This window comes from Actinobacillus arthritidis (assembly GCF_029774155.1).
In the GTDB taxonomy this organism is placed as follows: Bacteria; Pseudomonadota; Gammaproteobacteria; order Enterobacterales; family Pasteurellaceae; genus Actinobacillus; species Actinobacillus arthritidis.
This window is the reverse complement of sequence record NZ_CP103833.1, coordinates 1,951,411-1,976,890: the sequence shown is the minus strand read 5'-3', so window position 1 is coordinate 1,976,890 and position 25,480 is coordinate 1,951,411. Positions and strand designations below refer to the sequence as shown.

At 39.6% G+C, this 25,480-nt stretch carries 21 protein-coding genes, 4 tRNA genes and 3 pseudogenes; 14 read left to right on the top strand and 14 right to left on the bottom strand.

Going from position 1 to position 25,480, the window contains the following annotated elements:
• Positions 1–1,080: a UDP-N-acetylglucosamine--undecaprenyl-phosphate N-acetylglucosaminephosphotransferase gene (gene wecA, locus NYR89_RS09440; RefSeq protein ID WP_279445607.1), complete on the bottom strand. Its 1,080-nt coding sequence runs from the start codon at positions 1,078–1,080 to the stop codon at positions 1–3.
• Positions 1,081–1,509: 429 nt separating this feature from the next.
• On the opposite strand from wecA, the pseudogene hemL reads away from it, so the two are divergent.
• A pseudogene (hemL, locus tag NYR89_RS09435) lies at positions 1,510–2,791 on the top strand (glutamate-1-semialdehyde 2,1-aminomutase).
• Positions 2,792–2,864: 73 nt separating this feature from the next.
• Here hemL and ffh read toward each other — a convergent pair.
• From ffh to mutY, 8 genes and pseudogenes are all read right to left on the bottom strand, one after another.
• A pseudogene (gene ffh / locus NYR89_RS09430) lies at positions 2,865–4,255 on the bottom strand (signal recognition particle protein).
• A gap of 412 nt (positions 4,256–4,667) precedes the next feature.
• Positions 4,668–4,743 (bottom strand) — tRNA-Asn (locus NYR89_RS09425).
• A 5-nt stretch (positions 4,744–4,748) separates the two neighbouring features.
• Positions 4,749–4,824: transfer RNA gene (locus NYR89_RS09420), tRNA-Phe, on the bottom strand.
• A 105-nt stretch (positions 4,825–4,929) separates the two neighbouring features.
• Positions 4,930–5,005: transfer RNA gene (locus NYR89_RS09415), tRNA-Asn, on the bottom strand.
• Between the two features lie 5 nt (positions 5,006–5,010).
• A tRNA-Phe gene (locus NYR89_RS09410) sits at positions 5,011–5,086 on the bottom strand.
• Between the two features lie 124 nt (positions 5,087–5,210).
• A complete protein-coding gene (mltC, locus tag NYR89_RS09405; protein WP_279445606.1) occupies positions 5,211–6,311 on the bottom strand; it encodes a membrane-bound lytic murein transglycosylase MltC in 1,101 nt (366 codons plus the stop codon).
• Positions 6,312–6,334: 23 nt separating this feature from the next.
• Positions 6,335–6,604 carry an oxidative damage protection protein gene (locus tag NYR89_RS09400; protein ID WP_279445605.1) on the bottom strand — a complete coding sequence of 90 codons (270 nt, stop codon included), beginning with the start codon at positions 6,602–6,604 and terminating at the stop codon, positions 6,335–6,337.
• A gap of 3 nt (positions 6,605–6,607) precedes the next feature.
• Entirely contained in the window at positions 6,608–7,753 is a 1,146-nt protein-coding gene (gene mutY / locus NYR89_RS09395) for an A/G-specific adenine glycosylase (RefSeq protein ID WP_279445604.1), read from the bottom strand.
• A 97-nt stretch (positions 7,754–7,850) separates the two neighbouring features.
• On the opposite strand from mutY, the gene gloA2 reads away from it, so the two are divergent.
• From gloA2 to hslU, 4 genes and pseudogenes are all read left to right on the top strand, one after another.
• Entirely contained in the window at positions 7,851–8,243 is a 393-nt protein-coding gene (gene gloA2 / locus NYR89_RS09390) for an SMU1112c/YaeR family gloxylase I-like metalloprotein (RefSeq protein ID WP_279445603.1), read from the top strand.
• Positions 8,244–8,549: 306 nt separating this feature from the next.
• Entirely contained in the window at positions 8,550–9,263 is a 714-nt protein-coding gene (gene sfsA, locus NYR89_RS09385; RefSeq protein WP_279445602.1) for a DNA/RNA nuclease SfsA, read from the top strand.
• 78 nt (positions 9,264–9,341) lie between these two features.
• Complete coding sequence (gene hslV / locus NYR89_RS09380) at positions 9,342–9,860, top strand: ATP-dependent protease subunit HslV (protein ID WP_279445601.1); 519 nt, start codon at positions 9,342–9,344, stop codon at positions 9,858–9,860.
• Positions 9,861–10,011: 151 nt separating this feature from the next.
• Positions 10,012–11,333: pseudogene (gene hslU / locus NYR89_RS09375) on the top strand (HslU--HslV peptidase ATPase subunit).
• Positions 11,334–11,728: 395 nt separating this feature from the next.
• Here hslU and NYR89_RS09370 read toward each other — a convergent pair.
• From NYR89_RS09370 to NYR89_RS09360, 3 genes are all read right to left on the bottom strand, one after another.
• A complete protein-coding gene (locus NYR89_RS09370) occupies positions 11,729–12,478 on the bottom strand; it encodes an amino acid ABC transporter ATP-binding protein (protein WP_279445600.1) in 750 nt (249 codons plus the stop codon).
• Positions 12,479–12,499: 21 nt separating this feature from the next.
• Entirely contained in the window at positions 12,500–13,216 is a 717-nt protein-coding gene (locus tag NYR89_RS09365; protein WP_279445599.1) for an amino acid ABC transporter permease, read from the bottom strand.
• Between the two features lie 149 nt (positions 13,217–13,365).
• Entirely contained in the window at positions 13,366–14,661 is a 1,296-nt protein-coding gene (locus NYR89_RS09360; RefSeq protein WP_279445598.1) for an L-cysteine desulfidase family protein, read from the bottom strand.
• A 212-nt stretch (positions 14,662–14,873) separates the two neighbouring features.
• Here NYR89_RS09360 and NYR89_RS09355 point away from each other — a divergent pair, with 212 nt between their 5' ends.
• Complete coding sequence (locus NYR89_RS09355) at positions 14,874–15,485, top strand: ComEA family DNA-binding protein (protein WP_279445597.1); 612 nt, start codon at positions 14,874–14,876, stop codon at positions 15,483–15,485.
• A gap of 64 nt (positions 15,486–15,549) precedes the next feature.
• Here the strand turns inward: NYR89_RS09355 and NYR89_RS09350 are convergent, their stop codons facing one another.
• Entirely contained in the window at positions 15,550–16,281 is a 732-nt protein-coding gene (locus NYR89_RS09350) for a hypothetical protein (protein WP_279445596.1), read from the bottom strand.
• A gap of 346 nt (positions 16,282–16,627) precedes the next feature.
• On the opposite strand from NYR89_RS09350, the gene bamJ reads away from it, so the two are divergent.
• The 7 genes from bamJ to NYR89_RS09315 all read left to right on the top strand — a co-directional run bounded on the left by bamJ (position 16,628) and on the right by NYR89_RS09315 (position 23,887).
• Positions 16,628–17,257, top strand: a complete 630-nt coding sequence (bamJ, locus tag NYR89_RS09345; protein WP_279445595.1) for a BamJ family beta-barrel-assembly machinery protein — start codon at positions 16,628–16,630, stop codon at positions 17,255–17,257.
• Positions 17,258–17,484: 227 nt separating this feature from the next.
• Entirely contained in the window at positions 17,485–18,144 is a 660-nt protein-coding gene (locus tag NYR89_RS09340) for an amino acid ABC transporter permease (protein WP_279445594.1), read from the top strand.
• On the top strand, positions 18,134–18,802 hold the full coding sequence (locus NYR89_RS09335) for an amino acid ABC transporter permease (RefSeq protein ID WP_279445593.1): 669 nt from the start codon (positions 18,134–18,136) through the stop codon (positions 18,800–18,802). Before NYR89_RS09340 ends, NYR89_RS09335 begins: the two co-directional genes overlap by 11 nt.
• The gene (locus NYR89_RS09330) at positions 18,803–19,534 is read left to right on the top strand and encodes an amino acid ABC transporter ATP-binding protein (RefSeq protein WP_279445592.1); all 732 of its coding nucleotides are present in this window, start codon (positions 18,803–18,805) and stop codon (positions 19,532–19,534) included.
• A gap of 60 nt (positions 19,535–19,594) precedes the next feature.
• Complete coding sequence (locus NYR89_RS09325; protein WP_279445591.1) at positions 19,595–20,431, top strand: cysteine ABC transporter substrate-binding protein; 837 nt, start codon at positions 19,595–19,597, stop codon at positions 20,429–20,431.
• A gap of 151 nt (positions 20,432–20,582) precedes the next feature.
• Complete coding sequence (locus NYR89_RS09320; RefSeq protein ID WP_279445590.1) at positions 20,583–22,643, top strand: capsular polysaccharide biosynthesis protein; 2,061 nt, start codon at positions 20,583–20,585, stop codon at positions 22,641–22,643.
• A gap of 23 nt (positions 22,644–22,666) precedes the next feature.
• A complete protein-coding gene (locus NYR89_RS09315; protein WP_279445589.1) occupies positions 22,667–23,887 on the top strand; it encodes a capsule biosynthesis protein in 1,221 nt (406 codons plus the stop codon).
• A gap of 102 nt (positions 23,888–23,989) precedes the next feature.
• Here NYR89_RS09315 and NYR89_RS09310 read toward each other — a convergent pair whose 3' ends face one another.
• A complete protein-coding gene (locus tag NYR89_RS09310) occupies positions 23,990–24,952 on the bottom strand; it encodes a hypothetical protein (RefSeq protein WP_279445588.1) in 963 nt (320 codons plus the stop codon).
• A 202-nt stretch (positions 24,953–25,154) separates the two neighbouring features.
• Here NYR89_RS09310 and rsfS point away from each other — a divergent pair, with 202 nt between their 5' ends.
• Positions 25,155–25,469: a ribosome silencing factor gene (rsfS, locus tag NYR89_RS09305; protein ID WP_005619625.1), complete on the top strand. Its 315-nt coding sequence runs from the start codon at positions 25,155–25,157 to the stop codon at positions 25,467–25,469.
• The last annotated feature ends 11 nt before the right edge of the window (positions 25,470–25,480 follow it).

Sequence of the window (25,480 nt, the reverse complement as noted above, 5' to 3'; positions counted from 1 at the left end):
TTACTTAGCTTGATTACCAATTTTGAGCTTTCTTTTCGCTCTACGTTTCATACGGCGAATAAAACGTGTTACACGCCACGCATGGGTAATCGAATAAGCATAAATAAAAAATAAACCGATAAAACCAATTGTCATCAACCATTGATTCCAATAGTAGTATTCGCCTAATACACCAATAGTCGAACACATTGTTGCCCCAAAGGTAATGACAGCTAAGGCTTGACGAGAAGTTAAACCGGCTCGCATCATTAAATGATGTAAGTGCAAGCGGTCCGGTCTGAAGGGACTTTTACCTTTTTTCAAACGACGAATAATCACTGCCACCATATCAATCAGCGGCACGGCAATCAACCATAAACCGGTAATCGGGCTAATCGTATGCCCTTGACCTTGGGTACTGAGTAACAGAATCCAAATAATGGTAAAGCCAATCAGAGTACTGCCCGAGTCCCCCATAAACACTTTCCATTTGGCCCCGAATACACTCAGGTTAAACATCGCATACGGAATCAGCACGACAATAATCGCAAAACACCAATAAGCTAACGTATATTGCTCGTCCAACCACATCAACACACCGATACCCGCAAAACTAGCACTCGAAAGTCCGGCTAATAAACCGTCAATACCGTCCACCATATTAAACGCATTAATCACACCAATCGTGACAAATACGGTAAAAATAATACCAAGAATCCCAAGCTCAATACTAAACGGTGCAATTACTTGTCCTAAACTGTCCAAAGAAAGCCCGTTATAAATCATTAAACCGGCTAAGCCAGCTTGAATCCCTGCTCGTAAAAACGGACTGACATCAAAACGGTCATCCAACACACCAATGACTAATAAAATCGTTACTGCCGCAAGATATAGCCAAGGTAAACGCATATCCTGCCATTCCATAAAATAGAAGGTCAGATTACCTAAAAACAGTGCAATACCACCAATTAACGGAATTAACCCTTGGTGACGTTTACGGAAGTTCGGTTTATCAACTAAACCAATTTTTTCTGCGACCGGTCGCATAAAAATCAGACTGGCGAACGACACCACAAAAACAGCAATAAAAGTAAGCCACATAAGGGGGACTCCCTCAAAAATAAATAAACGAAAATTGTGTGCAGAATATCACAAAGGTAAAGACTCTCAAATTTTTTTAGGTTATTTGGGCTTTTTTTTATAAAATGGATAAATATAAAGTTTGCTTTATTTGGTTTAATCATAACCTTAGAAAATCAGTTACATATTCTCTCCATTACTTTTCTTTGCTTCGCCAAAGAAAAGTAACCAAAAGAAAGGCGACCCTACTTCACTGCTTATCTTCACTTAGTTGTAATTTGTTTAACGGAACATTTTAGATTCGCTTCGCTCAAGAAAAATGTTCCTACAAATTTCAACACGCTCAGTCAGTTCAGAAGGGAACTCATAGCGGTTATTTTTAAACTATTTTTTGTAAAGCGGAACCTTGTCGATCAACGCTATTCAGAATTTCAATTTAAGGAATCATTTATGTCTAAATCAGAACAACTGTTTGAAAAAGCTCAGAAAGTTATCCCCGGTGGTGTAAATTCACCGGTGCGTGCATTTAAAGGTGTAGGCGGAACACCGGTATTTATCCAAAAAGCGGAAGGTGCGTATATTACCGATTCGGACGGTAAGCAATATATTGATTATGTCGGTTCTTGGGGGCCAATGGTATTAGGCCATAATCACCCGGCAATTATTGATGCGGTATTAAAAGCGGTACCGAACGGTTTAAGTTTTGGTGCACCGACCGAAAGCGAAATCACTTTAGCGGAATTAGTGACTAAATTAGTTCCGTCTATCGAATTAGTTCGTATGGTTAGCTCAGGGACTGAAGCAACCATGTCAGCGATTCGTTTAGCTCGCGGTTATACCGGCCGTGACAAAATTATCAAATTTGAAGGTCGCTACCACGGACATTCCGATTCGCTATTAGTAAAAGCCGGTTCTGGTGCATTAACCCTCGGTCAACCAAGCGGTCCGGGTGTCCCAGCTGATTTTGCGAAGCACACGCTTACTTGTACTTATAACGATTTAGATTCGGTAAAAACCGCTTTTGAACAATATCCGAATGACATTGCGTGTTTAATCGTTGAGCCTGTTGCTGGAAATATGAACTGTATTCCGCCGAAAAATGATTTTTTAAAAGGTTTACGTGCGTTATGTGATCAATACGGTGCGGTATTTATTATCGATGAAGTAATGACCGGTTTCCGTGTTGCATTAGGTGGTGCACAGGCTTATTACGATGTGAAACCGGATTTAACTACACTCGGTAAAATTATCGGCGGCGGTATGCCAGTGGGTGCATTTGGCGGTAAAAAAGAAATTATGGAATACATTGCACCGACAGGGCCGGTATATCAGGCAGGTACGCTTTCGGGTAACCCAATTGCAATGGCGGCCGGTTTAGCGTGTTTAACCGAACTCTCCAAAGCAGGCAATGAAGAGAAACTTGCCGCACAAACTAAAACATTGGCGGAAGGTTTTAAAGCATTAGCGACAAAACATAACGTACCGTTTACCGCTCAATATGTCGGCGGTATGTTCGGTTTATTCTTTACCGAACAAGAGGAAATCACAAACTTCCAAGACGTGATGAAATGTGATGCGGCAAAATTCAACCGTTTCTTCCATTTAATGTTGGAACAGGGCGTGTATCTTGCACCAAGTGCATTTGAAGCAGGCTTTATGTCACTAGCTCATAGCGATGCAGATATTCAAGCGACATTAGCGGTACGCAGATAAAGCGTTTGCCGCACTCTAATATTGAAAAAGCGGTCAAATTTCACACTTTTTATGAAATTTGACCGCTTGTAAATCAGAAAAGTCAGCAAAGATTAATGTTTTCCAAACATTCCGCCTAAGCCACCAAGACCGCCTAAACCACCGCCCATCATACCTTTCATACCACGCATCATTTTAGCCATACCGCCTTTACGCATTTTCTTCATCATACGCGCATTTCATCAAACTGCTTAAGCAATTTATTTACGTCTTGCACCTGTGTACCGGAACCTAACGCAATACGACGACGGCGAGAGCCTTTAATAATATCCGGATTCGCACGCTCTTTCAGCGTCATAGAGTTAATGATCGCTTCCATTTTCACGAACATTTTATCATCCACTTGATTTTTGACGTGGTCAGGTAAATTCTTCGCACCGGGCAGTTTATCCAGCATCGACATCATACCGCCCATTTTTTTCATTTCAATGAGCTGTTCACGGAAATCTTCAAGAGTGAAGTCATCACCTTTCTTGAATTTCTGTGCCATTTTCTCGGCTTTTTCTTGGTCAACCGAACGCTGTAAATCTTCAATTAACGATAGCACATCGCCCATACCAAGAATACGTGAAGCGACACGATCCGGATGGAACGGTTCTAACGCATCAGTTTTCTCACCCACACCGAGGAATTTAATCGGCTTGCCGGTGATTTGACGAATAGATAACGCCGCACCACCACGTGCATCACCATCTACTTTGGTTAAAATTACACCGGTAAGCGGTAAGGCTTCATTGAAAGCTTTCGCCGTATTCGCCGCATCTTGACCGGTCATCGCATCTACGGTGAAAAGTGTTTCAATCGGATTTAATACGCTGTGGATTTGCTGGATTTCTTCCATCATCTCACCGTCAACGTGTAAACGACCTGCGGTATCCACAATTAAAACATCAAAGAAATTCAGTTTTGCGTGTTTTAAAGCAAGTTCCGCGATTTCAACCGGTTTTTGGCTTGTCTCTGTCGGGAAGAAATCGACTTTTAATGCTTCCGCTAAGGTTTGAAGCTGTTTAATCGCCGCTGGACGATAAACGTCGGCAGAAACCACTAATACTTTCTTCTTGTGGCGCTCTTTAAGGAATTTTGCTAATTTACCAACTGAGGTGGTTTTACCTGCACCTTGCAAACCTGCCATTAAAATCACTGCTGGCGGCTGGGTCGCAAGATTTAATTCCTCATTGGCTTCACCCATTGCGATTTCAAGTTCATTCTGCACAATCTTGAGAAATTCTTGACCCGGTGTCAGACTTTTATTTACTTCCGTACCAACCGCTCGTTCTTTTACTTTGTTAATGAACTCACGTACAACCGGTAAAGCCACATCGGCTTCCAATAACGCCATACGCACTTCACGCGCCGTATCTTTAATATTATCTTCAGTTAAACGACCTTTACCGGTAATGTTACGTAAGGTTTTCGATAGTCTGTCAGATAGATTCTCAAACATATTGTTCTCTTTTACAAAATTTTAATGAAACTCGACCGCTTAAATATGGCTTAATGCGGAGAAATAAGTACGAAAAATGCTAGCATTATACAAAAAATTTAGCTTTCTTGCAGAAAGAAAGTAATAAAGGTATAAGTGACCAGGAAATATAAAGACAATAAAAAATGCGACACTACTATCAAAAGTAATGTCGCACAAATGGACGATATTCGAGGAATCATTTTATTTATTATTTCCTATAATAATACCTCTACTATAAATAATTTGCGAAGGAATATTTCAGCTTTTTTCTAAAAATCGGAGAGAGATCACAAAATTTCAGTCAACAGTCAATAAATCGCTCATTTTTTATCTTTAAAAAGAAACAAATAAAACAAAGCCCCGATGAATGAATCATCAGGGCTTCTAAATATGGCTCCTCCTGCGGGACTCGAACCTGCGACATATGGATTAACAGTCCACCGTTCTACCGACTGAACTAAGGAGGAATAGATGGTGCCTCGAGGCGGAATCGAACCACCGACACGGGGATTTTCAATCCCCTGCTCTACCGACTGAGCTATCGAGGCATTTTGTATTTGATAATCTATAAAATACAAAATTATCTTAACCAAATCTCTTTTTTGATTAAGGATAAATGAAAACCCTGATGATTTCATCAGGGCTTCTAAATATGGCTCCTCCTGCGGGACTCGAACCTGCGACATATGGATTAACAGTCCACCGTTCTACCGACTGAACTAAGGAGGAATAGATGGTGCCTCGAGGCGGAATCGAACCACCGACACGGGGATTTTCAATCCCCTGCTCTACCGACTGAGCTATCGAGGCAACGTCTTGTTGCGGAGTGCATTATGCTGATTTTGCTCTCCCTCGTCAAACATTTTTTTTAAATATTTAAAAAAGCCTGTTTAAACGAATCTTTTTTATACTTTTTGTGTTAAAAAACAACAAATTAACGAATACTTACATATTTTTCGCGTGCCGTAGATACTTTTCGTAAGTAATTACGTGCCTGTGATGATGGGTGTGCCGTGGTTAAAATACGATATACCGCATCCGGCGAAAGTTCATTAATGCGATCAACCGCTTCATACTTATCGCTATCAAATACTTTCAATACTGCACCCGCACCACTGTTATACGCAGAAATCATCGCATAACGTTTTGATACCGGATCTGAAATACCATCTAAGTATTCATCTCGTAAAATAGTTAAGTACATTGTACCAGAATCAATATTTTGTTCCGGATTATATAAATAAGCCCGATCTGGCTGTCCACCAAAGCCTTTACGAGCAAAAATATCACGTCCTGCCGTGCGAGGTACAACCTGCATTAAGCCAATCGCATTCGCATAACTTACCGCGTAAGGGTTAAATGCGGATTCGACTTCCATAATACCTAAAATCAAGCTTGGTTCGATGCCATAACGCTTCGCCATTTTACGTACTAACGGCAAATATTGACGCGCACGTACTTCAATATGTCCTGCCACCATTTTAATCGCGACATAAGTTACGGTTCGCCCGTTTTGCAAACGACGCGTTTGTAATTTATTTTGAATTAAATAGGTTGCAAAATCATTAGCAATAGCCACATTATTAATATCACGCCCAAACTGGTCATTTACCTGCCCTGCAAGGAATGGGCGACTACTAATAGGTGCATCACCAGATGCAAAAAGATCAATCCCTTTAGGGTCCGATCCCATTAATAATGTATGAATAATACTGTTACGTAAGCGGTTTTGATCGCCTAAAGTTTCAATCGTAATTTGACCGTCTTCAAATGAAATATGGCTACGTGTATAGAACTGGTCCGTATATTTTACGTAGTCTTTTTTACTCGCGACTAAAAGTTCATTACTTCCCCAAATATCATCGATATTATGCGAGAATTGCCCGGTTAAAATATCTAAACCATTCGTATCTTTAGTATTGTAATCTACACGTGTTTTGGTTCTTTTCGTCTTTTTGGTTGAACTGCTACTACCACAGGATGCTAGAAATGGAATAACCAAAAGCAACGGTAAATATTTAGTATATTTTTTCATTATAAATCAATACCTTATTATTTCTATTCGACAGGAATATAACCTTCGATCTGAACATCTTTACCTTCAAATAGGAAGTTAACCATTTCCGTTTCAAGTAATTTGCGATGCTCAGGATTCATCATATTTAATTTTTTCTCATTCACGAGCATCGTTTGTTTTTTAATCCATTCCGACCACGCTTGTTTACTAATAGAATCAAAAATACGCTTACCCAATTCGCCGGGATATAATTGAAAATCTAAGCCTTCAGCTTCTTGTTTTAAATACTCACAAAATACAATACGAGCCATTTTTTATTCCTTATTAGTGCTAGTTAGCGTTAAACTGAGTTCGTCCAAAATACGTTTTACGGGCGTTGCCAAACCTATTTCGCTCGGTAATTGTAAATCATACCAATAATTAGCGGTTGAAGATACTGAAAGGCGATAATTTCCGCAATTTTCTTGTACGACAAGCGGTTGATTTTTAGCATTTTTTTGCAAATCCAGATCTACCAAAATCGGGGTAATATCTAAATGAAAATGGCTGAATGTGTGGCGAAATGCGATTAATTGCTGAGAAATTTGCAAATTCTGTTCGGCAAGCGACTGCTTAAGCTCATCCATATCTTCAAATTGCGGAAATACGTATAATCCGCCCCAAAGCCCTTTTGCTTCACGCTGTTCCAATAAAATCTTGTCGCCCGATTTGATAATCAAAAAATACGCCTGACGTTCCGGTAAAGTTTTCTTCGGTTTTTTTGCCGGAAATTTATCCCATGCTTCAAGCCGATTCGCTTCGCATAAATTCGCTAACGGACATAACGAACATTTCGGTTTGCTACGAATACAGACCATAGCACCGAGATCCATCATCGCCTGATTAAAATCGGCAACTTGACGATTCGGCGTGATACTTGCAGTTAAGTGCCACAATTTATTTTCTACGCTTTTTTCGCCACTCCAGCCTTCCACCGCAAATGCACGAGAAAGCACCCGTTTTACATTACCGTCTAAAATTGGATATGGTGCATTTAACACGGACGATAAAATCGCACCCGCCGTACTGCACCCAACACCTGAAAGCGCCAAAACATCAGTAAAATCGGTCGGAAATTCACCACCGAATTGATCTCGAATTTGCTGTGCCGCTTTATGCAAATTTCTGGCTCGTGCGTAATAGCCTAACCCGGTCCATAAATGCAAAACTTCATCAATATGTGCATCCGCTAAGTCCGTTACCGTTGGAAAACGTTCAATAAAACGTTCGAAATACGGAATAACTGTTACAACCTGCGTTTGTTGTAACATCACTTCCGACAACCAAACACCATATAAGGTTTTATTTTGTTGCCAAGGTAAATGTTTACGCCCATACTGTGCGAACCAAGTTAACACTGCTTTGGCAAACGGCTGATTCGGATCAGATTGTGCTAAAGGGAACTGCAATTTTGTTTTCACTTGAAGCCTTTTCATATCGAAATAATACCAAGCCGTGCATCATAACCTAAGCGATCATATTTAACAGTTTTTTTGCAAAACTTTTACAAGGAAATTTATGTCAACACCCATTCTCGGCTTCCATCACGTCGCAATTATTGCCGGTGATTATGCCAAATCCAAACATTTTTATACGCAAATTCTCGGTGCGGAAATTATTGAAGAAACTTACCGTGCGGCACGTGAAAGCTATAAGCTCGATCTTCGTTTTGCCGACGGTTCGCAAATTGAATTATTTAGTTTTCCGAATCCGCCACAACGCCCAAATAGTCCGGAGGCCTGTGGCTTGCGCCATTTAGCGTTTCGTGTAAAAGATGTGCAACAAGCGGTCGAATTTTTAGCAAAAAATGCAGTGAAATGTGAACCGATTCGAATTGATGATTTGACCGGTAAACGCTTCACTTTCTTTAAAGATCCGGACGGTTTACCGCTAGAGTTTTATGAAATTTAAGGGTTGAAAATTTAAGCAACTCGACTTATAGTAAGAACACGGCAAGCGAATACCTGCCGTGTAGTTGGTTTTAGGTTATTACTGCGCTGGTGAGCAAACAAGTAATAACACTAAAAAGATAATGATAAGCCAAAATGCTTTCATTTCTCGTTCTCCTTATATCAGATTGTTAAACCAAGCTGATCGAGATTAAGTTATTACCTGACCCGCCAGTCAGGTAATAACAACCTGACCAACCGTTACTCAGTTTGACACAAAAACCGCTTTGCAAAAAGCGGTTTTTTTCTTTATAAATCAAAGGTTATTATGCAATTTCCTTCTCTTTCTTGCGGCATATTAATCAAACGTTATAAACGTTTTTTAGCCGATATTCTGTCGCCTAACGGCGAGCAAATTACCCTACATTGTCCCAACACCGGTGCAATGACCGGCTGTGCCACTGCCGGCGATATCGTTTGGTTTTCCACCTCTGATAATCCTAAACGCAAATATGCTCACACTTGGGAACTAACCCAAACTCAAGCAGGCGATTTTATTTGTGTAAATACCCAACGAGCTAATCAGCTGGTGCAAGAGGCATTAGAAAATCGCTGGATAGATGAATTTGCCGAGTACCAAACCATCTTGCCCGAACAAAAATACGGGGCGGAAAATAGTCGGATTGATTTTCTGTTAAAAGCGGACAATCAGCCCGACTGTTTTGTAGAAGTAAAATCCACCACCTTACTCACCGAAAACGGCTTGGGGATGTTCCCTGATGCCAAAACAGAACGAGGACAAAAACACTTGCGAGAACTGGTCGCGATTGCTGAATCAGGGCAACAAGCGGTCATATTTTTCGCAATTTTACACACCGGTATCCAACGTTTTTCCGTGGCAAAACAGATTGATCCGCAATATGCCGCCTTATTTGAACAAGCGAAAAATGCTGGAGTAAAAGTGTTAGCGTATAAAGCTCAAATCGAATCAGCGAACAACAAGCCGGTTGCGATGAATTTGCAATTTTCTTGTGAAATCTGACCGCTTCTCCTTGAAAAAGGCAAATTTCTCCCCATTTAATACCGCAGTTTTCCCTAAAATAAAGGACAAGGATTTAATATGACAACGATCGTATGTGTTCGTAAAGATGGCAAAGTCGCTATCGGTGGTGACGGACAAGCAACGCTAGGTAATTGTGTAGAAAAAGGCACGGTACGCAAAGTACGCCGTATGTATAAAGATAAAGTGGTAACCGGTTTTGCAGGTTCAACTGCCGATGCGTTTATCTTACGTGATTTATTCGAGAAAAAATTAGAATTACACCAAGGTCACTTAATCAAATCTGCGGTGGAACTGGCAAAAGAATGGCGTACCGAACGTTCACTTCGTAAATTAGAAGCGATGATGATTGTGGCAAACGAAAGCGAATTTTTATTAGTTTCAGGCTCGGGCGATGTAATTGAGCCGGAACAAGACGTGTTAGCCATTGGCTCCGGCGGTAACTATGCCAAAGCGGCACTTGCACTACTTCGCACGCAAAATAATTTATCTGCAAAAGAAATCGTGGCGGAAGCATTAAAAATCGCCGGTGATATTGATATTTACAGCAACCATAATCACGTAATCGAAGAAGTTTAAAATTAAAAAAATGTCCCCCTCTTTAGAAAAGAGGGGGTAGGGGAGATTTGATAACAGGATCAAATTTTCGTATGAGCGTAATGCTATTCTGCCAAATCTCCCCCTGCCCCTCCTTGCTAAGGAGGGGAGTTATTTAGAAGGAACAAAAAATATGTCAATGACCCCTCGTGAAATTGTGTCGGAATTAGACGCACATATTATCGGACAGAACGAAGCAAAACGTGCGGTGGCCATCGCACTACGTAACCGTTGGAGAAGAATGCAATTACCAGAAGAACTTCGCCAAGAAGTTACTCCGAAAAACATTCTGATGATCGGCCCGACCGGTGTGGGTAAAACCGAAATCGCACGCCGTTTAGCAAAATTAGCTAACGCACCTTTTATTAAAGTGGAAGCGACTAAATTCACAGAAGTAGGTTATGTTGGTAAAGAAGTCGATTCGATTATCAAAGATCTAACCGATGTTGCAGTGAAATTAGTCAAGTCACAAGCGGTCGAAAAAAACCGTATGCGTGCACAAGATGCGCGGAAGATCGTATTTTAGATGTGTTATTACCGCCGGCAAAAGATCAATGGGGTAACGTACAAGAAAGCGATAATAGCTCAACTCGCCAAGTGTTCCGCAAAAAATTGCGTGAAGGTCAGCTTGATGATAAAGAGATCGAAATTGATGTAGCGGCACAAGTGAGCGTAGAAATTATGACGCCACCGGGTATGGAAGAAATGACTTCACAGCTTCAATCGTTATTTGAAGGTATGTCGCCGAACAAAACTAAAAAACGCAAAATGAAAATCAAAGATGCGTTAAAAGTGATGGTAGACGAAGAAGCGGCAAAACTGGTAAATCCGGAAGAGTTGAAACAACAAGCGATTGAAGCGGTTGAACAGCACGGTATCGTATTTATTGATGAGATCGACAAAATCTGTAAAAAAGGCGAACATTCAGGCGGCGACGTTTCTCGTGAAGGTGTACAACGTGATTTACTGCCGATTATCGAAGGTTCTACGGTCAACACCAAACACGGTATGGTAAAAACCGATCATATTTTATTTATCTGTTCAGGTGCATTCCAAGTGGCTCGCCCGTCAGATTTATTACCGGAATTACAAGGTCGTTTACCAATTCGCGTCGAATTAAAATCACTGACTAAAGAAGATTTTGAACGTATCCTCACCGAACCGAACGCTTCATTAACGCTACAATATCGTGAGTTAATGAAAACCGAAGGTGTGGAAATCGAGTTTACTAAAGACGGTATCAGCAAAATCGCCGAATCGGCATTCCGTGTAAACGAAAAAACCGAAAACATCGGTGCTCGTCGCTTACACACCGTATTAGAACGCCTTATGGATGGCATCTCATTCGACGCAAGCGAACGCTCAGGCGAGAAAATCGTAATTGATGAGAAATACGTACAAGATGCGTTAAATGACGTAGTAGAGAATGAAGATTTAAGTCGTTTTATTCTTTAAAGTTTAAGGGCAGGTAACATACCTGCCCTTCTTATTAGGTATCAATATGGAAAATATACTTAATGAATTTTCTGGAATCTAGAGTTGAACACCTTTTGAAGACATTTCAATAATCTATTGAGAATCACTAGATTGGGGAAATCTTACGACAAACAGAAATATTAGCACCAAAATACTTATAATTCCGCAATAGAAGTACAAAATTTAATAAACAACATTAAGTTAAAATTAACACATTTAATGAATGACTCATATTCACAAAGTAACAAATAAATCTAAGAAAATGAAAATGTTTAGTCAAAACGGTGAGACAATTAGGAAGATAATATATCAGAGATGGAACGGGCATTTAATGCTCGTTCCATAGATTAATCAAATCCATCATATCAGAAAATCTAATCCACACGAATTTGATGTAAAAAACGTTTAGTACGTTCGTGTTGTGGATTTTGGAAAAGCTGTGCCGGCGAACCTTGTTCGACAATTTCTCCACCGTCCATCACGACCACTACATCCGCCACATCTAATGCAAACTTGATTTCGTGCGTAACCACCACCATTGTCCAGCCTTCTAGTGCCAACTCTTTCATGGTATTCAACACATCTTGCACTAATTCCGGATCAAGTGCCGAAGTCGGTTCATCAAATAACATCAGTTCCGGCTGAATCGCTAATGCACGAGCAATGCCGACACGCTGTTGCTGACCGCCGGATAATTGGAACGGGTAAAGCTGTGCTTTATCGGATAAACCGACTTTTGCCAATAATTTCTCGGCTTCCTCTTTAGCTTGTTCCGGCTTTTTACCTTGCACAAATACCGGACCTTCCATCACATTTTCCAATGCGGTTTTGTGTGGAAATAAGTTGTAATTTTGGAACACCATACCCGATTTACGGCGTAGGACAAGAATCTGTTTTTTGATATTTTTCGCGGAAAAATCTACGCTTAACGGCTCTGAACCGTCAAACGTGATAGTGCCTTGCTCCGGCATTTCCAACGCATTTAAACAACGTAAAAATGTGGTTTTACCGGAACCAGAAGGTCCAAGAATTACCACCACCTGACCTTTTTTAATTTCCAGATCAATACCACGTAAAATCGTGTTATCACCAAAAGTTTTATGAATATTGCTAATTTTGATCATCTTATTTTCCGTGGTTAACCATTATTTCGCCACAAAGCGGTTAAAGCGGCGTTCGAGTTTTGCTTGAATCAAGAAAAGCACCCAGCAGAAACACCAGTAAATTAAACCCGCCTCAATATATACCGGCAAGAAGTCGTAAGACATATTCGCCATTTGTTGTGCGACACGGAACATTTCCGTTACGGTCACCACAGAAGCTAATGAAGTATCTTTAAACAAACCGATAAAAGTATTACTTAACGGTGGCACAGCCACGCGAATCGCTTGCGGGGCAATAATACGGCGAAAGGTTTGCATATAGGTCATACCGATTGTATAACCGGCTTCCCATTGCCCTTTCGGCACGGAAGAAATCGCCGCACGCACGGTTTCCGAACCGTATGCACCAATATTCAACGAGAAACCGATAATCGCCGCAGGAATCGGATCAATATACACACCGATTGCCGGCAAACCGTAAAACACCACCGAGATTTGCACCAACATCGGCGTGCCTCGAATAATTGAGATATACACTTTCACAATCGCAAGTGCAATGCGGTGCAATATACCGTTTACCGGTGTAACTCGGATCAAGGCGACACCGACCGCAATCGCCATACCAATAATAAAAGAAGCGATCGCTAGCGGAATAGAAACCAAGACTGCCGCTTCAACCATTGGGAAGAAGGCATCTATTACTAGCTTTACACGTGCTTCATCCATAAATGGAATTTGCAGTAAAAAATTTTCTAACACAGGCTTTCCTAAATTAATCTATTGAGTGTTAAATTCTAAGTGATATAGATGGAAATGTATACGTCTAGACGGCTAAATAAGAAAAGAAGCGGTAAAATTTGCTAAAATTTATGCAAATTTTACCGCTTGTTATTTTTAGTGGCTAGAAATTATAGATTTTTTGGTTTGCTAACCATAATTTCAATCACTTGGCGATCCGTATATTGCATACTGCGAGAAGCGATCGCACAAAGATTGTTGATCGAACGGTCAATTTGGTGTTCGACAATCCCTTCATTACCCGTCACTTGGGTGTTATCCAATGCCATTAAGATTGATTTATAACTAGAACTCACACTGGTTGAAACTTTCATCGCACAGCTATTTGCCGCACCGTCACAAATAATACCGCTGATATCTCCGATCATACTGCTGATTGCCATACTAATCGCCTCAAATTTACCGGTTAATAACCACGCCACACCGGCACAACTGCCCATTGCCGCCGTAGTGACCGCACATAACGCAGAGAGTTTCGGTAATTTGCTATGAATATAAATCGCCATTAAATGCGAAAGAAATAACGCTCGAATCAGTTGTGCTTCACTCGCGGCTAAATGACGGGCAACAACGACTACCGGCATGGTTGCGGTAATCCCTTGATTACCTGAGCCCGAATTACTCATTGCTGGCAAATTTGCTCCGCCCATACGTGCGTCACTCGGCGCGGTGGTTTCAATCACGATACGATTAAGCAAATCATCGCTAATTAATCCTTTACCAATTTGTTTTTGCAAGGTACGCCCGATATGTAAACCGTAATCCTGATTTAAGCCTTCTTGCGATAACGCACTATTTAAAATTGCCGCTTGTTGAATAAAGCTAATCTTCTCTAATTCCACATTTAAGGAAAAATCATAAATATCTTTCGCCGTAAGATTTGCAAAGACATTTTCCGCATTTTCACTTTCCACAACACAAGGTTTGGAAAACAGTAATTCACCGTTCTTCTCAATATAAATCACATTGGTATGATGAGCGACAATACGCACTTTGACTTGCTGATCAGCATTAAATAGTGTTGCCTCGGAATAGAGAATATGCTCGGTGTCAGAAATACTGACTTCAATTTTCTGCTCGTTAATCATTTGTTTGGCAAGTTCTACTTGCTCGGCAGTAATATGTTTTAAGACTTCTAAACCACCATTTGGATCGCCGCCAATCGCCCCGATTGCCGCCATTGTTAAACCGACCGTACCTGTCCCGGGTACGGTAACTCCCATACCGTTTTTCATTAAATTCGGCGAAACCTTAGCTTCGATTCGATCCGGTAATAAGCCTAAATATTGGCAAGCTACCGCAGATGCCAAGGCTAAAGAAACCGGTTCGGTACAACCTAATGCTGGCACAACTTCTTGCTGTACAGTTAATAAAATTGCCTGTTCGACTTCTGGACTTATACGCATTTTTCAATCCTTAATTATTAATTTTGAATAGATTCTTGTTGTTATAGATTTTAAGTAATTATTAGAACAAATTTCCTACTAAAAAGCTGTACAATGTTTCATCATTCAATGAGATTCTTTGAACTAACCATTTATTTGTCAGTCTGAGTAGGCAACTTTTGATTGAAACACGTTTTAATCTTATTTTTTCTATTAACTGAGGAAATCTCACAATGAAATCATTAAAAACACTTTTAACTCTAGCTGTTGCAATGGCTGTATCCGCTACTTCATTTGCAGAAACGAATAATCCGCTTTCAACAATGAGCGATGCAGTAAAAAATACAGCTAAAAATCAAGTATCTATGACAAAAGAAAGTGCGACAAAGGCATTAAATACGCAAGTAAAAACGGCAAAAGAAACCTTAAATGTCGCAAAAGATCAAACCACGAATAAAGTGATGACGGCAAAAGATGCTTTAAATTCAGTCAAAACATCTGCAAAAGATAAAGCGACTGATATGAAAAACGCATCGAAAGAAAAGGTGACAGCTGTAAAAGCACAAGCGGCAGAGAAAATGAATGGCGTTAAAGCACAAACGGCAGAAAAAGTAACTGCGGCTAAAGCATCAATGGCAAAAGTACCGGCTTCTGCAAAAGTAAATATTAATACCGCTGACGCAAAAACCTTACAAACCTTAAGCGGTATCGGTGAAGCGAAAGCTAAAGCAATTATCGACTATCGCAATACTGTCGGCAAAATTAAAAATGCGGCTGAATTATCCAATATTTCCGGCATTGGTGCTGCAACGATTGAGAAAGTATCACCATTTTTAACATTCTAATCCTTTAGAGATGATTAGCGGTCTGATTTCGCAAAAAAATTGCAAGATCAGACCGCTTTTTTATTTAATTAAGTGAATGATTAATATCGATCATATGAATATGACCAAGCTGATTCGGATTTAACTCATACAGATAAAATTCATCATTATCTAGTTTGAGTTCTTTCGATAAAATGAAAGTCTTATTGTATTTAGCTAAAATATAATACATCGTGTTATTAACTTCGATCATATCGAAACGTGTCTTAAAGTGCGGTCGTAAATAACCGACCATAAAGGCAAATAAGACAAAATAAGCATAGGTAAACATCAAGACGTAACTCTTATGACTTTGGAAGAAATTAATGGCGGTATGAATATTAATATTGCTGATATGTCGAGTAATCGAATGACGGAAAATTAAAATAAACAGTACCACAACACAGCAATAGGCAATAATACTGTTTTGATGGATTTTACCGGTAAGTAACGTGCTGATAATCAAAATCGGCAATGAAGCAATCGCACATAAAATCCCTGCCCGAACTAATTTTACACAAGAAACACTGAGAAACGGTTTCGCCTTAATTAATAAAAATAGTCCAATCAAATAGGTGGAGCAAAGAATTAACGTCACATAAAGCACATAGCCGAGGCTACGAGCAACATTGCCAGCACCGATATCCACATACCATAACGGAAACCCGTAAAAGTAAGCCTGTGCCCAGCCGTAAGAATAGGTCGCCGACCAACTAAGTACGCCTAAAAAAGCCATAGAAAGGGAAGATGAAACAATTTTATTGATAATCCCAAGCATCCGAATTAGTACCTCAAATCTATCAAAAAAAGAGACTGCGGATTATATTTTAACTTATACCTTTACTCAATTTGTAAAACGTTTGCTCCAACCAGTTCTAAACATATAGCAAACAGCTTGAAAACAGCTTATTTACTTATTTTTCAGGAAAAACTATGTCAATTTACGTAAAAAGCCGCATTCTAACTGGTCATCATTCAACCAGAAAAATAAGTCTATACTTTATCCTAAATTTTACGCTATTCCGCATTGTAAAATATTCCTTTGTATTGGGCTTGTATTCTTAAAAATTACCCCCATAAAATAAAACATCTTTCATTTTTTAATAACATAACAAGGAAAAACTATGGCATTAGATTTTAATTCAGTCACTTTAGATAGCACAGAAGCAAAAGGTGGTTACGGTATCGGTTTACAAATCGGTCAACAATTATTAAGTAGCGGAATGGACGTTGACGCAGAAGCCGTTGCTCGCGGCATCAACGATGTCTTAAACCAAAACCCTCCAGCAATTGACCTTAATGAAGTAACCGCGACATTACAAGAATTAGGTGCAAGAGCGGAAGCAGCGCAAGCAGAAGCATTTAAAGCGATTGAAGCGGACAACAAAGCATTCTTAGAAGAAAATAAGAAAGCGAAAGGTGTCGTAGTGACTGACTCCGGTTTACAATACGAAGTATTAACGGAAGGTAACGGTGCAAAACCGACCGCAGACAGTACCGTGCGTGTACATTATACCGGCTCATTAATTGACGGTACTGTATTTGACAGTTCAGTAAAACGTGGTACGCCGGCTGAATTTCCGGTTGGAGGTGTCATCAAAGGTTGGACCGAAGCATTACAATTAATGACTGTCGGTTCAAAATGGCGTTTAACTATTCCACAAGAGTTAGCATACGGCGAACGTGGCGCAGGTGCATCAATTCCTCCGTTTGCTACATTAATTTTTGAAGTTGAATTATTAGATATTCTATAATCATTAATCATTCTATTTCCCTTATTAAACCTCTAGGTGCTAAACACTTAGAGGTTTTTTCTTGATTAAATATTTCCCACAAATACAAGCGGTCTTTTTTTACATTATATTTTCATAACAAAAGGTTATAAAAGATAGCTTCTTATACTTTCCATTTCCTCTCAATTCGATCCAGAATCTTTATCAGTTTTTTAAGCATCTTGTCTTAACCTCACCTACTATTTACTATGAATTGGTCTTACGTTGTTAATGCGATTCCACGCTTTATTGACGCAACAGTGATTACGCTCCAACTTTCATTTTGGGGGATTTTGTTGTCGTTAATTTTCGGCTTATTGATCGCTATTGTTACCGCTTATCAAGTCAAACCGTTTAACCGCTTGGCTCGTGGGTATATTGAAATATCTCGTAATACTCCTCTGCTCATTCAACTCTTCTTTCTTTATTACGGCTTACCGAAAATAGGCATTAAATGGGACGGTTTTACCTGCGGTATTATTGCGTTAGTTTTTCTTGGGACAAGTTATATGGCGGAAGCGTTACGTGCCGGTTTACTTGCAGTACCAAAAGGGCAAACCGAGGCGGCAAAAGCGGTTGGGTTAAACCGTTTTCAAGTATTTCGCTATGTCATTTTTCCGCAAGCATGGGCGGTATCCATTCCGGCTATTGGTGCAAATGTTCTATTTTTAATTAAAGAAACATCGGTCATCAGTGCGGTTGCTGTGGCGGAATTAATGTTTGTCACCAAAGATATTATCGGGATGGATTACAAAACCAATGAAGCCTTGTTTTTATTATTCGCCAGCTATTTAGTAATTTTATTGCCGATTTCATTGTTAGCTCGCCACTTTGAAAATAAAGTACGGAGTGCAAAATATGGGATTTGATTGGTTATTTGAAGGGCAAAATGCCGCAAGACTCTCTCAAGGTTTATGGCTAACTGCCCAGATTTCATTTATTTCGGTCGGTTTATCCTTGGTATTCGGCACACTATTCGGCCTACTGATGCGAGCAAACCATGTTTTTGTACGTGCTGTTTGTCGCTTTTATTTAGAAACTATTCGGATTGTGCCGATTTTAGTATGGTTATTTGCCCTCTACTTTGGGTTATCTACTTGGTTTAATCTGCATATTAGCGGTTTTTGGGTATGTATTGGGGTATTTACCTTGTGGGGTATCGCCGAAATGGGCGACTTAGTACGAGGTGCATTAGCTTCGATTGAAAAACACCAAATCGAATCCGCCCGTGCATTAGGCCTAAATCGTTGGCAGATTTTCCAATATATTGAATTACCACAAGGGACACGCCGTGTGTTACCGGGAGCGATTAATCTGTTTACCCGTATGGTCAAAACCAGTTCACTCGTCGCCTTAATTGGCGTGATCGAAATGGTTAAAGTCGGACAGCAAATCATTGAAAATGCGTTATTGACGAACCCAAGTGCATCCTTTTTTGTCTATGGATTAATCTTCGTCTTATATTTCCTGATTTGTTATCCTCTGTCACTGCTTGCAACACGCTTAGAACATAAATGGGAGAGCTAAATGGCGTTACTTTCTATCCGTAATTTACATAAAAAATATGGCGAAACGGTTGCCATTCCCAATTTAGATTTGGATTTAGCCAAAGGCGAGGTCGTAGTGATTTTAGGCCCGTCCGGCTGTGGTAAAAGTACCTTATTACGCCGCATAAACGGCTTGGAAGAAAAACAAGGCGGTAGTATTGTGATGCAAGATGTCGGTGAATTTGGTAAAGATTTAAGCTGGGAAGCCTCTCGTCAAAAAGTCGGTATGGTGTTCCAAAGTTACGAATTATTCGCTCATTTAAATGTGATCGAGAATATTTTATTAGGCCCGCTCAAAGCGCAAAAACGCTCACGCCAAGAAGTGGAGGCGCAAGCGGATAAATTACTCGCCCGTGTCGGTTTATTAGATCGCAAAAACGCCTTCCCTCGAGAATTATCCGGCGGACAAAAGCAACGTATTGCGATTGTACGTGCCTTATGTATGAATCCGGAAGTGATTTTACTTGATGAAATTACCGCCGCGCTCGACCCGGAAATGGTGCGAGAAGTGCTTGATGTCGTACTGGAACTGGCGGAAGAAGGTATGTCGATGTTAATCGTCACCCACGAAATGGGCTTTGCCGAAAAAGTGGCGGATCGGATTATCTTTATGGATAAAGGTGTCATTATCGAACAAGCGCCACCACATCAGTTTTTTAAACAACCGCAAACCGAAAGAGCTAAACAGTTCTTAACTGGGATGGATTACTAATTCATACAAGCGGTTAAATTTAGCCAATTTTTTACAATCTATATTGACGAGGAGAGTTCTATGAAACTTAGTACAACATTAAAAACATTACTGATAACCGCAATTACTGCCTTTACCTTAACCGCATGCGACAATGGGAATAACACGCAATCGTCAACAGCAAAAGATAGCGTGGCACAAATTAAAGAAAAAGGCGTCATTCGCATTGGTGTCTTTGGTGATAAACCACCGTTCGGTTATGTCGATTCCAACGGAAAAAGCCAAGGCTTTGATGTCGAAATTGCTAAAGAGATTGCTAATGACTTACTCGGCAGTCCGGATAAAGTGGAATTTGTATTAACTGAAGCGGCAAACCGTGTTGAATATTTGAAATCGAATAAAGTTGATCTGATTTTAGCTAACTTTACTAAAACACCAGAACGTGCTGAAGTGGTGGATTTTGCCGCACCTTATATGAATGTGGCGTTAGGTGTTGTTTCACCGAAAGGAGCATTAATTACCGATCTAAAACAATTAGAAGGCAAAACCCTATTAGTCAACAAAGGCACAACTGCGGATGCTTATTTCACTAAAAATCATCCTGAAATTCAGCTGTTAAAGTTCGACCAAAATACAGAAACCTTTGACGCACTTAAAGACGGACGTGGTGTAGCGTTAGCTCACGATAATGCGTTAGTTTGGGCATGGGCAAAAGAAAACCCAAATTTTGACGTGGCAATCGGTAGCGTAGGTCCTGCGGAACAAATTGCACCGGCAGTACAAAAAGGCAACAAAGCCTTATTAGACTTCATTAATAAAGAAATTGCCGAATTTAAAACAAATGGTAAATTAAAAGCCGCTTATGAAAAAACTTTAGTGCCGGTTTACGGTAATAAACCAGAATTACTTGCTCAATAAGACATTCACACTATTTGCTAAAGCTCAAAGAAACCTTCCGTTTCTTTGAGCTTTTTATTTGCCTCAAATTTACTTTATGCCGACTAAATAGTACACTCTATGTTTTGTAAAATATTGTTTACGAAACAACTGACTTTAAACAAATTTAGCTATGGAAAAAGCAAGATCTCTTATATTTTCTCGTGGAATTTTAAAGATTCCCCATCTCAATAGCTTTTTGCATAACAGCGAAATCGTTGCTTATTCCCATTTTAAGATAGCGACCAAGATCGATAATGTCATTGGCTGGGGACTGCGCCCTTCCACACAAAAAGCGAGAGATTATGCCGAACAACATCATCTTCCGTATATTGCATTGGAAGACGGTTTTTTACGCTCGCTTGGACTGGGTGTAATGGGCTATCCGCCATTCTCTATCGTGTATGATGATTTGGGTATCTATTACGATACAACTCGTCCTTCCCGTTTAGAGCAATTAATTTTGGCTTCACATTTAAGTGCTGACGAATTGCATCAGGCAGAAAAAGCTATTCAGTTAATCATTCGTCATCAATTATCAAAATATAATCATAATCTTAATTATGCTACGACAATATCTGAAAACACAGAGATTGTGTTAGTTGTTGACCAAACATTCGGCGATATGGCGGTAAAATACGGTTCAGCCGATGAATCGCATTTCCAACAAATGTTAGAGGTCGCCATTAACGAAAATCCGCAAGCTCAAATTTGGGTAAAAACACATCCTGACGTTATTAACGGTAAGAAAAAAGGTTATTTAACCGATTTACAACGTTATAGTGATCGTATCCGTTTATTTGCAGAAGATGTGAATCCGATTTCGTTACTGAAACATATCGATAAAGTGTATTGTGTGACCTCACAAATGGGATTTGAAGCGTTATTATTAGGTAAAAAAGTTGTGACTTTCGGCGTGCCTTGGTTCGCCGGTTGGGGAGCTACTGATGATCGCCACCCGAATATTGATATTTTAAAAACTGAGCAACGTCGTCAACCTCGCTCATTAATACAGTTATTTGTCGCCGCTTATTTACAATATAGCCGTTATATCAATCCGAATAATGGGCAAATCGGGACAATTTTTGATGTGATTGATTATTTAAGTAAAACTAAAATACTGAATCAACGTCTAAGTGGACATCTTTATTGCATTGGAATGTCCCTATGGAAACAGGCTGTTATCAAGCCATTTTTTAATTTTCCATTGTGCAAATTACATTTTGTTCGTTCGTTAAAAGCATTAGAAAAACGACCGCTTGAAAGTGATGCAAAATTGCTGATTTGGAGTCAAGGAAAACCGGATATTTTAGCTTATGCTGAACAGCATCACTTACCACTTTTACGCATGGAAGACGGTTTTATCCGTTCGGTAGGGCTCGGTTCCAATCTCGTGGCTCCGTTATCGTTAGTGATTGATGATTTAGGTATTTATTTTAATGCTCAAACAGCTTCTAGATTGGAAGAAATTCTATTACATCAAGAATTTAGCAAACAAGATTTAGCCCTAGCGAAAAAATTACAAACTCGCTTATTAGAAGCGAATATTGGGAAATATAATGTCGGTGACGCCGGTTTCCAACTTAGTATTACGGACAAACGAACTATTTTAGTACCCGGTCAAGTGGAAGATGACGCATCAATTCGCTTTGGCTCACCAGAAATTAAGAAAAATCTGGATTTACTGAGGAAAGTGCGTGAATTGAATCCTGAGGCTTATATTATTTATAAACCGCATCCTGATGTAGTAAGCGGTAACAGGCAGGGACAAATACCACAGGAACAAGCGGTTAAATTTGCTGATGAAATTGTCGAAAATGCAAATATCTTAGATTGCATCAATCAGGTTGACGAGATACATACAATAACCTCATTAGCCGGTTTTGAAGCATTATTACGTGGAAAAATTGTACATTGTTACGGCTTGCCGTTCTACTCAAATTGGGGATTAACCGAAGATTATCTACCGCTCGAACGCCGTAATCGAAAATTATACTTAGAACAACTTATTTCAGCGGTACTGGTGTATTATCCTCAATACGTCGATCCGCAAAATATGGCAATTATCGATGCCGAACAAGCGATTGAGATTTTACAACAACAAAAACAACAATTATCACATAGCGGTATTAAACGTCCATGGATAGCAAAACAACTCGGAAAGCTAAAACAGCTTTACCGAGTATTACACTAAAATTTTTCTAAAGAGTATTACCGATGATTAACCATTATTTGGATGATTTGCTTGAAAGCTCAGAGAGAATCCTACTGTTACAGGGGCCGATCGGTACATTTTTCACAGATTTATCCGAATGGCTTCGTACTCAAAACAGAACTGTCTTTAAAATTAACTTAAATGCCGGTGATGAGTATTTCTATCCGAACACTCTTAAAAATACGTTTGCATACCGAGATTCACTGGAAAATTTTGAGCAATATTTAACTGACTTTTGTCATCAGCATCAAATTAACAGCATCGTCTGTTTTGGAGATAATCGAAACTATCATAAAGTGGCAAAAAATATCTGCCGACAATTACATATCAGTTTTTGGGCATTTGAAGAAGGCTATTTTCGCCCTAACTATGTCACTTTTGAAAAAACGGGAGTAAATGCTTATTCGCCTATTCCTCGTGATCTTGCCTATTTTATGCAGTTTCAGTCATTGCCTGAATTGCCTAAACCTCAGCATCTTGCCAAAGGTTTTTGTCCAATGGCAAAACTGGCAATTCGATATTATGTTTCGGCTTATTATCGCCGTCAGCATTATCCGAAATATCGTCATCATCGTTTCCTAAATGTGTTGTATTACGTAAAACTATGGTCGATTTCCGGATTAAAGCGTTTACATTATTATCTCTATGATCTTAACTTTGCCAAACGCGTTGAGAAGGGAGAATTTGGTGAATTTTTCATTTTACCGTTACAAGTTTATGATGATAGCCAGATCTTAGTGCATAGCGATTATCCTAATGTAGAAGCAGTACTGAGAGAAGTGCTACTCTCCTTTGCGACTAAAGCACCCAAACATTTAAATCTCATCGTAAAACATCATCCGATGGATCGTGGCTTTATTGATTATGGTAAAGTGATTGATGAGTATATTGCACAATATCCCGATCTAAAAAAACGGATTTACTATATTCACGATGTACCGATGCCGGTGTTTTTACGTTATGGTAAAGGAATGGTAACGCTGAATAGCACCAGCGGCATTTCCGCCCTATTACACAATATGCCGGTTAAAATCCTAGGACGGGCAAATTACGATTTTACAGGATTGACTTATCAAGGAAATCTGAATGACTTTTGGGCAAATCCGGAAAAACCCGATGCCGCAGTATTTAATGCTTATCGCAAATTCCATCTACATAAAACCCACATTAACGGCAGTTTTTACAACAAAGTCATTTTGCGTTATCCATATAACCAAAGCTGACTTTAAACGGTAAGCGGTTATTTTTACAATTTTTCGGCAAAATAAATAGAAAAAAGACTACATAAGTTTTGTTATGTAGTCTTTTTATTGGTCATTGCAAAGTTAGAAAATCACTTCTAAACGCATAAAGGTATTGATAAAGTGATTACGATCTTTGTCTTTATCATTGTAGAAACTGATTTCCGGTTGAATAAATACCCAATTACGGAAGATCGGTTGACGATAACTGATAAACGGTCCGTAAGAATTAAATTTTGAATATCCCTGATCAAAACGTCCGCCTATAAACACACCGTAACTTAAACGCTTCAGTGGCGTAAAATTATGTTGGCGATAAAAACTATTTCCCCAGCCGGTTTCTTCATCCACATCATGCGTATATTGCAAGAAGGTATGATTCATAATAAAGGTGTTTTCACCATCAATATAACGATTTTCCAAATTAGTACGCAAATAGTGTTTACTGTTTGTACCGTAACGATAAATCTGCTCCAAGCGAGTACCGAAATTATCGGTAATATCCCAAGTTTTACTTAAACGTAAACGCCCGAAGATATCGCCGCCTGAACGTAAACCGCCGTCCAAATCACTTTCAATCCCTAAACGCTTAATCTCATTCGACCAACGTAAACCGATAGAGGCATTATCGTTACGAGCTTGGTGGCTATCATAATTACGATCACGAGGCAGATCACGGTAATTTTGTCCAATACGGTTTTTATCGCGTGCTTGGTTTTCCAAATCCTCATCACCAAATATCACGCTGACGTGTTTTTTCAATACCGGTAATTTGATTTTACCTCGCACACGCGGTTTATAAGAAAAACGGTCGTGTTTATTCCATTGATTATCTAACATCACCCGTAAACTCGCCGATGCCGGTTTACTCGGATCCGTTTCTCCCAACCAATCATTAATACCGTTTGACCAATCATGTAATTTCGAACGAATCGAACTACGTTGTTGATCCGCCCAGGTATTCTCTGCGTCATAGGTTTCATTCGCAAGAGTCGAAACGGAAAGTGTACTAAACAATGCCGCATAGGTAAGTTTGAAATATTTCATATGAGAATCTGTGTTAAAAAATTTTTGCTATCATAATCCAAATTCATAAGTGATTCAAAAAACCTTTTTATTTAGCCGGAAATAGAAAAAACCGGCTAAAACGAAAATACGACCGCTTTACTTTTGTCTATTTGTTATATTACAACGAATTTGTGTTAAAATTTAACGTTTGTATTTTAGTAAATTTGAAAGAGAACTGAACGTGGAACAAAATTTAGTCGAATTTTTAACAAAAACTTTAGATGATTTAAAAGCGCAAGATATTTTAGCGATTGATGTGCGCGGTAAATCGAGCATTACCGATACCATGATTATCGCAACCGGTACTTCGGTGCGTCACGTAGCTTCAACCGCAGATCGTTTAAGCGCAGAAGCAAAACAAGCAGGTTTTGAAGTATTTGGTGAAGAGGGTAAAGCGGTAGCGGATTGGATCGTGGTCGACTTCGGTCAAGCGATTGTGCATTTATTACAAGCGGATGCTCGTGAAATGTATCAATTAGAAAAACTTTGGGCATAACCGTCATTTTT